This is a genomic window from Mycobacteriales bacterium, from assembly GCA_035550055.1.
GTDB lineage: Bacteria > Actinomycetota > Actinomycetes > JAFAQI01 > JAFAQI01 > DASZTV01.
In genome coordinates this window covers 1-10,450 of sequence record DASZRO010000038.1, presented here as the reverse complement: position 1 = coordinate 10,450, position 10,450 = coordinate 1, and the positions used below count along the sequence as shown (strand labels likewise).

8 protein-coding genes are annotated in these 10,450 nt (G+C 67.7%); all 8 read left to right on the top strand.

The features are described from left to right. A partial coding sequence (locus VG899_06690; GenBank protein HWA66040.1) for a DNA-directed RNA polymerase subunit beta occupies positions 1–1,401 on the top strand: 1,401 nt, incomplete at its 5' end. A 74-nt stretch (positions 1,402–1,475) separates the two neighbouring features. Beyond that, on the top strand, positions 1,476–5,528 hold the full coding sequence (locus VG899_06685; protein HWA66039.1) for a DNA-directed RNA polymerase subunit beta': 4,053 nt from the start codon (positions 1,476–1,478) through the stop codon (positions 5,526–5,528). 66 nt (positions 5,529–5,594) lie between these two features. Then, positions 5,595–5,984: a DUF4190 domain-containing protein gene (locus VG899_06680; GenBank protein HWA66038.1), complete on the top strand. Its 390-nt coding sequence runs from the start codon at positions 5,595–5,597 to the stop codon at positions 5,982–5,984. A 119-nt stretch (positions 5,985–6,103) separates the two neighbouring features. Then, the gene (locus VG899_06675; protein HWA66037.1) at positions 6,104–6,493 is read left to right on the top strand and encodes a hypothetical protein; all 390 of its coding nucleotides are present in this window, start codon (positions 6,104–6,106) and stop codon (positions 6,491–6,493) included. A gap of 390 nt (positions 6,494–6,883) precedes the next feature. Continuing rightward, the gene (gene rpsL / locus VG899_06670) at positions 6,884–7,258 is read left to right on the top strand and encodes a 30S ribosomal protein S12 (GenBank protein ID HWA66036.1); all 375 of its coding nucleotides are present in this window, start codon (positions 6,884–6,886) and stop codon (positions 7,256–7,258) included. After that, on the top strand, positions 7,258–7,728 hold the full coding sequence (gene rpsG / locus VG899_06665; protein HWA66035.1) for a 30S ribosomal protein S7: 471 nt from the start codon (positions 7,258–7,260) through the stop codon (positions 7,726–7,728). The genes rpsL and rpsG overlap by 1 nt, the downstream gene beginning before the upstream one ends. Positions 7,729–7,765: 37 nt before the next feature. Continuing rightward, positions 7,766–9,874: an elongation factor G gene (gene fusA / locus VG899_06660; GenBank protein HWA66034.1), complete on the top strand. Its 2,109-nt coding sequence runs from the start codon at positions 7,766–7,768 to the stop codon at positions 9,872–9,874. Between the two features lie 69 nt (positions 9,875–9,943). Next, positions 9,944–10,450, top strand: a 507-nt coding sequence (locus VG899_06655) for a GTP-binding protein (GenBank protein HWA66033.1), incomplete at its 3' end; no start/stop codon positions are given.

The window sequence follows — 10,450 nt, the reverse complement described above, 5'->3', positions numbered from 1 at the left end:
AACGGCGAGATGGCGCTGGGCAAGAACCTGCTCGTCGCCTTCATGTCGTGGGAGGGCCACAACTACGAGGACGCGATCATCCTGTCCTCGCGCCTGGTCCAGGACGACGTGCTCTCCTCGATCCACATCGAGGAGCACGAGGTCGACGCCCGTGACACCAAGCTCGGCCCCGAGGAGATCACCCGGGACATCCCGAACGTCTCCGAGGAGGTCCTCGCCGACCTCGACGAGCGCGGCATCATCCGCATCGGCGCCGAGGTCACCCCGGGTGACGTGCTGGTCGGCAAGGTCACGCCGAAGGGCGAGACCGAGCTCACCCCCGAAGAGCGCCTGCTCCGCGCGATCTTCGGTGAGAAGGCGCGCGAGGTGCGCGACACCTCCCTGAAGGTGCCGCACGGCGAAGAGGGCAAGGTCATCGGCGTCCGCGTGTTCAACCGCGAGGACGGCGACGAGCTGCCGCCGGGCGTCAACGAGCTGGTCCGGGTCTACGTCGCGCAGAAGCGCAAGATCACCGACGGTGACAAGCTCGCCGGCCGCCACGGCAACAAGGGCGTCATCTCCAAGGTCCTGCCGGTCGAGGACATGCCGTTCCTCGCTGACGGGACCCCGGTCGACATCATCCTCAACCCGCTGGGCGTGCCCGGCCGGATGAACGTCGGGCAGGTCCTCGAGACCCACCTCGGCTGGGTGGCCAAGAGCGGCTGGCAGATCGACGGCACGAAGGACGCGTGGCAGAAGCGCCTCGCCGAGATCGGCGCCGACTCCGCAGAGCCGGGCTCCAACCTCGCGACGCCGGTCTTCGACGGCGCGCGTGAGGAGGAGATCTCCGGGCTGCTGGCTTCGACCCTGCCCAACCGTGACGGCGAGCGCATGGTCGGCGAGACCGGTAAGGCCAAGCTGTTCAACGGCCGCACCGGCGAGCCGATCGACGAGCCGATCTCGGTCGGCTACATCTACATCCTGAAGCTCCTGCACCTGGTCGACGACAAGATCCACGCGCGCTCGACCGGCCCGTACTCGATGATCACCCAGCAGCCGCTGGGCGGTAAGGCGCAGTTCGGCGGTCAGCGCTTCGGTGAGATGGAGGTGTGGGCGCTCGAGGCATACGGCGCGGCGTACGCGCTGCAGGAGCTGCTCACCATCAAGTCCGACGACGTCCTCGGCCGGGTCAAGGTCTATGAGGCGATCGTCAAGGGCGAGAACATCCCCGAGCCCGGCATCCCCGAGTCGTTCAAGGTGCTCATCAAGGAGATGCAGTCGCTGTGCCTCAACGTCGAGGTGCTCTCCAGCGACGGCATGCAGATCGAGATGCGCGAGACCGACGAAGACGTGTTCCGGGCAGCCGAGGAGCTGGGCATCGACCTGAGCCGCCGCGAGCCGAGTTCAGTCGAAGAAGTCTAAAAGCGGACTTCTTCGACTGAGGCAAAGACCACAACAGCAACACCAAAGGCAAGATCAAAAGAGAGAAGACAAGAGTGCTCGACGTCAACTTCTTCGACGAGCTGCGCATCGGCCTGGCCACCGCCGACGACATCCGGCTGTGGTCGCACGGTGAGGTCAAGAAGCCCGAGACGATCAACTACCGCACGCTCAAGCCGGAGAAGGACGGCTTGTTCTGCGAGAAGATCTTCGGTCCCACGCGGGACTGGGAGTGCTACTGCGGCAAGTACAAGCGGGTGCGCTTCAAGGGGATCATCTGCGAGCGCTGCGGCGTCGAGGTCACCCGCGCCAAGGTGCGCCGGGAGCGGATGGGGCACATCGAGCTCGCCGCTCCGGTGACCCACATCTGGTACTTCAAGGGCGTGCCGAGCCGGCTCGGCTACCTGCTCGACCTGGCCCCGAAGGATCTCGAGAAGATCATCTACTTCGCCGGCTACCTGGTCACCGAGGTCGACGCCGACGCGCGGCACCGTGACCTCGCGAGCATCGAGGCGCAGTTCTCGGTCGAGAAGTCGCGGATCACCGACAAGATGAACTCCGACATCGACGCGCGGATGAAGCGGCAGGAAGCCGACATCGCGCAGCTCGAGGCCGAGGGTGCGAAAGCTGACGCCCGCCGCAAGGTGCGTGACTCCGCCGACCGAGAGGTCAAGCAGATCCGCAACCGCGCCGAGCGCTCGATCGACGAGCTCGACGCCGTGCTCGACGCCTTCAAGGGTCTGGCCGTCAAGCAACTGATCACCGACGAGCGGGTCTTCCGCGAGCTGCGCGACCGCTTCGCCAAGGGCGCCAAGGCCGAGGACGGCACGTGGCGCGTCGTACCGGGCACGATGGGCGAGTACTTCGAGGCCGGCATGGGTGCCGAGTCCCTGAAGAAGCTGCTCGAGACCTTCGACCTCGACGCCGAGGCGGAGAGCCTGCGCGAGACGATCCGGACCGGCAAGGGTCAGAAGAAGGCGCGGGCGCTCAAGCGCCTCAAGGTGGTCAGCGCGTTCCTCAACACCCGCAACTCGCCGATGGGCATGGTGCTCGACTGCGTCCCGGTGATCCCGCCGGACCTGCGCCCGATGGTGCAGCTCGACGGTGGCCGGTTCGCGACGAGCGACCTCAACGACCTCTACCGGCGCGTGATCAACCGTAACAACCGGTTGAAGCGACTGCTCGACCTCGGCGCGCCGGAGATCATCGTCAACAACGAGAAGCGGATGCTCCAGGAGGCCGTCGACGCACTGTTCGACAACGGCCGCCGCGGTCGTCCGGTCACCGGCCCGGGCAACCGGCCGCTGAAGTCGCTGTCCGACATGCTCAAGGGCAAGCAGGGCCGGTTCCGCCAGAACCTGCTCGGCAAGCGCGTCGACTACTCGGGCCGTTCCGTCATCGTCGTCGGCCCGCAGTTGCGCCTGCACCAGTGCGGGCTGCCGAAGCAGATGGCGCTCGAGCTGTTCAAGCCGTTCGTCATGAAGCGGCTGGTCGACCTCAACCACGCGCAGAACATCAAGTCCGCCAAGCGGATGGTGGAGCGCGCAACCGGCTCCAACGCCCGCTACTCGATGGTGTGGGACGTCCTGGAAGAGGTCATCACCGAGCACCCGGTGCTGCTCAACCGGGCACCGACGCTGCACCGTCTCGGCATCCAGGCCTTCGAGCCGCAGCTGGTCGAGGGCAAGGCCATCCAGATCCACCCGCTGGTCTGCACCGCGTTCAACGCCGACTTCGACGGCGACCAGATGGCGGTGCACCTGCCGCTGTCCGCCGAGGCGCAGGCCGAGGCGCGGATCCTGATGCTGTCGAGCAACAACATCCTGTCGCCGGCGCACGGCCGGCCGATCACCTCGCCGACGCAGGACATGGTGCTCGGCCTCTACTACCTCACGATGATGCGTGAGGACCAGAGCGGCCAGGACCGGACGTTCGGGTCGGTGTCCGAGGCGATCATGGCCTACGACACCGGTGAGCTGAACCTGCAGGCGCGGATCAAGATCCGCGTCGACGACCTGCCCGCCTCACGCGACGACGCCGGTGTGCCGGCCGTCCAGCGCGGGGTCGACGCCGACGAGCGGCCGTTCACCGCGCCGGAAGGCTGGGAGGTCGGGCAGCCGGTGCTGCTCGAGACGACGCTGGGCCGGTGCCTGTTCAACGAGGCGCTCCCGCTGGACTACCCGTTCATCGATCACGAGGTGCGCAAGGCGCAGCTCGGCGAGATCGTGAACGACCTGGCGGAGCGCTACCCGAAGGTCCAGGTGGCGGCCACGCTCGACGCGCTCAAGGAGGCCGGCTTCCACTGGGCGACCCGCGCCGGGGTGACGATCTCGATCTCCGACGTGGTCACGCCGCCTGAGAAGCAGGCGATCGTCGGCCGCTACGAGGAGCAGGCCGAGAAGGTCCAGAAGCAGTACGAGCGCGGTGTGATCACCGACGACGAGCGTCGTCAGGAGCTCATCGAGATCTGGACCCGTGCGACGACCGAGGTCGCCACGAAGATGCGGGAGAACTTCCCGAAGGACAACCCGATCCAGATGATGGTCGGTTCGGGTGCCCGAGGAAACATGCTCCAGGTGCAGCAGATCGCCGGTATGCGTGGTCTGGTGGCCAACCCGAAGGGCGAGATCATCCCGCGGCCGATCAAGGCGAACTTCCGCGAGGGTCTGACCGTGCTGGAGTACTTCATCTCCACCCACGGCGCCCGCAAGGGTCTGGCCGACACCGCGCTGCGTACGGCGGACTCGGGCTACCTGACCCGCCGGCTGGTCGACGTCAGCCAGGACGTCATCGTCCGCGAGGAGGACTGCGGCACCGAGCGCGGCATCGTCGTACCGATCGCCATCGAGACCGAGGGTGGCATCGCCCTCGACCGCGACAACATCGAGACCCGCGTCTACACGCGGACCCTCGCCGAGGACGTCGTCGTGGACAAGAAGGTGCTCGCGAAGGCGGGCGCCGACCTCGGTGACGTGCTGATCGGCGAGCTGGTCGACCAGGGTGTGACCGAGGTGCGGGTGCGCAGCGTGCTCACGTGCGACTCGAAGGTCGGCATCTGCGGCCTGTGCTACGGACGTTCGCTTGCCACCGGCAAGACGGTCGACGTCGGCGAGGCGGTCGGCATCATCGCGGCCCAGTCGATCGGTGAGCCCGGCACGCAGCTGACGATGCGTACCTTCCACACCGGCGGTGTCGCGGGTGAGGACATCACCCACGGCCTGCCCCGTGTCGTCGAGCTGTTCGAGGCGCGCCAGCCCAAGGGGCGCGCGCCGATCAGCGAGGTGGCGGGTCGGGTCAGCGTGCAGGAGACCGACAAGACCGCGATGTTCGTGGTCACGCCCGACGACGGCGGCGAGCCGGTGGAGTACCCGCTGTCCAAGCGCATGCTCTCCTGGCGCTGGTACGCCACCGAGTCAGAGCGGGCGCGTGGTCAGTGGCGCGTCGAGGAGGGTCAGCACGTCGAGGTCGGCGACCAGCTGCACGCCGGTGCCGTCGACCCGCACGAGGTGCTGCGCATCCTCGGCCCCCGCGCGGTCCAGCTGCACCTGGTCAAGGAGGTGCAGGAGGTCTACCGCTCGCAGGGCGTGACGATCCACGACAAGCACATCGAGATCATCATTCGCCAGATGCTCAAGCGGGTGAACATTCTCGAGTCGGGCGACACCGAGCTGCTTCCGGGCGAGCTCGCCGAGCGGCCGAAGTTCGAGGAGGAGAACCAGCGGGTCGTGGCCGAGGGCGGTACCCCCGCCGCCGGCCGTCCGGTCCTCATGGGCATCACGAAGGCCTCGCTGGCCACCGAGTCCTGGCTGTCGGCGGCCTCGTTCCAGGAGACCACCCGGGTGCTCACCGACGCGGCGATCCACGCGCGTTCGGACTCGCTGCTGGGCCTCAAGGAGAACGTCATCATCGGAAAGCTCATCCCGGCGGGTACCGGCATCAACCGCTACCGCAACGTCCGGGTGGAGCCGACGGAGGAGGCCAAGGCCGCCGTCTACACGATGATGCCGTACGACGACGCCGGCTACGACTTCGGTCAAGGCTCCGGCGAGGCCGTGCCGCTGGAGGACTTCAGCTTCGGCCAGCGTCCCGGATACAGCGACTACCGCTAGGTCGGCCTGTTCGAAAGCCCCCCGGCACACCGCCGGGGGGCTTTCGACTGCGGGCACACTGGTGGGGTGAGCGAGGAGCCGCAGGCGCCGCCCCCGTGGCAGATGCCGCCGCCTGCGCCATGGCAGCCGCCACCGCCACCGCCGTACGCCGCTCCGCCAGGCTGGCAGCCGCAGCCCTACGGCTATCCGCAGCCGACCAACACCAACGGGTTCGCGATCGCCGCGCTCGTCTGCTCACTGGTGGGGATCCTGCTGGCCTTCATCGGTCCGGTGGGCGGCATCGTGTTCGGCATCGTCGGGCTGCGCCAGGCGCGTGAGCGCGGTGAAGGCGGTCGTGGGCTGGCCATCGCGGGCATCGTGATCGGCGCGGTCGTCCTGCTGCTCGACATCGTCGGTGTGGTCAGCCTCGCAACCGACCACACCGGCGGCGGCGGGTCCGGCGGCGTCTCGGTCTAGCGGACCGACCCCGCCGGACTGTCGGATCGCTGACAACTTCACGCGCTCGGACAGGCGGCGGGCGGGCCAGATGGGTCATGGTGAGCCCGACTGGTCCGATCGCCTTCGAGGGGAAGCTCATGCCTGGTCTCACTGCCCGGTCCCGCGTCAGCCGCGTCGCGCTGGTCGTGCCGGTCGCGGCGGCTGCGCTCGTCGCCTCGGCGCCGCTGGCTGATGCCGGCATCGGACCGGCGGCCACCGCCTGCATCGGCTCCTACACCGCGACGGTGACCGCTCACGACGGCAGCACGTGGAAGACGACCGCCACTGACGTCTACACCGAGAGCACCGCCAGCTGCGCCCGGGCGTTTGCTGCTACCAAGCCCTACGTCCGCGCGTTCTGCCCGCGCTGCGCGCCGGTGACCTCGGCGGATGGCTACCGCTACGTCGCCAAGCGCGGCGGGAAGGGCGTGACGGCGCGCGGCCACGGGATCGCCGTACAGTTCCGCGTCTCCTCCAAGCGCGCCTAGCCCGAAGTAGCACACAACGTCCCCACCGAATCGGACAAGTGGGGCCAAATCCGGGCAGCAAGCGCCACTTCGTGTGCTACTTCGAGCAGCGGGCGGGGGGCGGGGCGGGGCTGGTTTTGACCGGTCGGAGCAGGCTCGGCTACGGTGGTCTCTCGTGCCTGACGGCTGTCGGGCATGTATGTCGTGCGTCAGACCCGGCGCGACCGTGACCGGCGGCGAGCGTAAGCGCTCCCGCGGGGCAGGGTGCCGGAACCTCCGAGCAGACCGTAGCGCCGATTTCGGTGCGGGCGGAGCACGGGGAGCACGACACGCCCGACCCCGGGGGTCGGGAAACGCGGGACAAGCACGACCAGGCAGCAACACCCCACAGAGCAACGAGGAGTACGGCGAGTGCCCACGATCTCTCAGCTGGTCCGCAAGGGTCGGCAGGACAAGATCGGCAAGACCAAGACGCCGGCGCTGAAAGGCAGCCCGCAGCGTCGTGGTGTCTGCACGCGCGTCTACACGACGACGCCGAAGAAGCCGAACTCCGCACTGCGCAAGGTCGCCCGTGTCCGGCTGACCACGGGGATCGAGGTCACCGCCTACATCCCCGGCGTCGGCCACAACCTGCAGGAGCACTCGATCGTGCTCGTGCGCGGCGGCCGGGTGAAGGACCTGCCGGGCGTTCGCTACAAGATCATCCGCGGCTCGCTGGACACCCAGGGTGTCCGCGGTCGCAAGCAGGCACGCAGCCGCTACGGCGCGAAGCGGGAGAAGAGCTAATGCCTCGTAAGGGCCCGGCGGCGAAGCACCCGGTCATCTCCGACCCGGTCTACGGCTCGCCCATCGTCACCTCGCTGGTCAACAAGGTGCTCATCGGCGGGAAGCGTTCGCTTGCCCAGCGCATCGTCTATGGCGCCCTCGAGGGCTGCCGCGACAAGACCGGCACCGACCCGGTCGTCACGCTCAAGCGCGCGCTCGACAACGTCAAGCCGGCGATCGAGGTCAAGAGCCGCCGCGTCGGTGGCGCGACCTACCAGGTGCCGGTCGAGGTCAAGCCCGGCCGCAGCACCACCCTCGCCCTGCGCTGGCTGGTCAGCTACTCCCGGCAGCGCCGCGAGAAGACGATGACCGAGCGCCTGATGAACGAGCTGCTCGACGCGAGCAACGGCCTCGGCGCCAGCGTCAAGCGTCGCGAGGACACCCACAAGATGGCCGAGTCCAACAAGGCATTCGCCCACTACCGCTGGTAGTCGGCGCACCCAGACGAGCTAAGAGAGAGACGAGACAGTGACGACGGCCGTGGCCAGCGACCTCGCCAAGACCCGAAACATCGGGATCATGGCGCACATCGACGCGGGCAAGACCACGACGACCGAGCGGATCCTGTACTACACCGGCATCAACTACAAGATCGGCGAGGTCCACGAGGGCGCCGCCACGATGGACTGGATGGAGCAGGAGCAAGAGCGCGGCATCACGATCACGTCGGCCGCGACGACCTGCCAGTGGGCCGACCACACCATTAACATCATCGACACCCCCGGTCACGTCGACTTCACCGTCGAGGTCGAGCGCTCGCTGCGCGTCCTCGACGGCGCCGTGGCGGTCTTCGACGCGGTTGCCGGCGTCGAGCCGCAGAGCGAGACGGTGTGGCGCCAGGCCGACCGGTACGACGTACCCCGCATCTGCTTCGTCAACAAGATGGACCGGGTCGGCGCCGAGTACCACCGCTGCGTCGAGATGATCGTGTCGCGGCTCAACGCCGTCCCGCTCGTCACGCAGCTGCCGTGGGGCGTCGAGGGCGACTTCAAGGGCGTCATCGACCTGGTCCAGATGAAGGGCCTGCTCTGGCAGTCGGACGACAAGGGCTCGACGTACGACGTCGTCCAGATCCCGAGTGACCACGCCGAGGCCGCCCGAGAGTGGCGCGAGAAGCTGCTCGAGACCCTCGCCGAGAACGACGACGCGATCATGGAGCTCTACCTCGAGGGGCAAGAGCCCGACCTCGAGACGCTCAAGGCCGGCATCCGCCGCGCGACGATCGCCAGCAAGCTCAACCCGGTCCTGTGCGGCACCGCATTCAAGAACAAGGGCGTTCAGCCCATGCTCGACGCGATCGTCGACTACCTGCCCAGCCCGCTCGACATCACCTCGATCCAGGGTCACGCGATGGGCAAGCCGGACGAGGTCGTCGAGCGTCACGCCGACGACAACGAGCCGTTCTCCGCGCTCGCGTTCAAGATCATGAGCGACAAGTACTTCGGCAAGCTGACCTACATCCGGGTCTACTCCGGGAAGCTCGAGGCCGGCACCCAGGTGCTCAACAGCACCAAGGACCGCAAGGAGCGGATCGGCAAGATCTACCAGATGCACGCGAACAAGCAGGAGGATCGCGGCAGCGTCAGCGCCGGCCAGATCGTCGCGGTCGTGGGTCTGAAGGACACCACCACCGGCGACACGCTCTGTGACATCGACAAGCCGGTGATCCTCGAGTCGATGGACTTCCCGGCTCCGGTCATCCACGTCGCGATCGAGCCGAAGACGAAGGCCGATCAGGAGAAGCTCTCGACCGCCATCCAGCGGCTCTCCGAGGAGGACCCGACCTTCCAGGTCCGCACCGACGAGGAGACCGGCCAGGTCATCATCGCCGGGATGGGCGAGCTGCACCTCGAGGTGCTGGTCGACCGGATGCGGCGCGAGTTCAGCGTCGAGGCCAACGTCGGCAAGCCGCAGGTTGCCTACCGCGAGACGATCCGCCGCGCGGTCACGGGTGTCGAGTACACCCACAAGAAGCAGACCGGTGGCTCCGGCCAGTTCGCGAAGGTCCTCATCGACCTCGAGCCCAGCCACGCCGAAGGCGAGGACGGCGGCGGCGGCTACCAGTTCGAGAACAAGGTCACGGGTGGCCGCATCCCGCGGGAGTACATCCCGTCGGTGGACGCCGGCTGCCAGGAAGCCATGGAGTTCGGCGTGCTCGCCGGCTACCCGATGGTCGACGTCAAGGTGACGCTGCAGGACGGCGCCTACCACGAGGTCGACTCCTCGGAGCTCGCGTTCAAGATCGCCGGCTCGATGGTCTTCAAGGAGGCCGCGCGCCGCGCGGACCCCGTCCTCATGGAGCCGATGATGGCCGTCGAGGTCACCACCCCCGAGGACTTCATGGGCGACGTGATCGGCGACCTCAACGCACGACGCGGCCAGATCCAGGCGATGGACGAGCGCGGTGGCAACCGCATCGTGCGCGCCACGGTGCCGCTCTCGGAGATGTTCGGCTACGTCGGCGACCTGCGGTCGAAGACGCAGGGCCGGGCGAGCTACAGCATGCAGTTCGACTCCTACGCCGAGGTGCCCAGCAACGTGGCGAAGGAAATCATCGCGAAGGCCCACGGCGAGTAAGCCAACCCGGCAACACCAAGAAGACCAGCCGTCGTACGGCGTAGGAACCCGTCCTAGGAGGGACACCAAGTGGCGAAGGCCAAGTTCGAGCGGACCAAGCCGCACGTCAACATCGGGACCATCGGTCACATCGACCATGGCAAGACGACGCTGACGGCTGCCATCACCAAGGTCCTGCACGACAAGTACCCGGACGTCAACGAGGCGTCAGCGTTCGACCAGATCGACAAGGCGCCGGAAGAGCGTGAGCGCGGCATCACGATCTCGATCGCGCACGTCGAGTACCAGACCGAGAAGCGCCACTACGCGCACGTCGACTGCCCGGGTCACGCCGACTACATCAAGAACATGATCACCGGCGCGGCCCAGATGGACGGCGCGATCCTCGTGGTCGCGGCCACCGACGGCCCGATGCCGCAGACGCGTGAGCACGTGCTGCTCGCCCGCCAGGTCGGCGTCCCCTACATCGTCGTGGCACTCAACAAGGCCGACATGGTCGACGACGAGGAGATCCTCGAGCTCGTCGAGCTCGAGGTCCGCGAGCTGCTGTCGAGCCAGGAGTACCCGGGCGACGAC

Excerpts from the sequence above, each read along its gene's own strand:
- rpsG (HWA66035.1), top strand. The coding sequence starts at position 7,258 with ATGCCTCGTAAGGGCCCGGCGGCGAAGCACCCGGTCATCTCCGACCCG.
- VG899_06675 (HWA66037.1), top strand. The coding sequence starts at position 6,104 with ATGCCTGGTCTCACTGCCCGGTCCCGCGTCAGCCGCGTCGCGCTGGTC.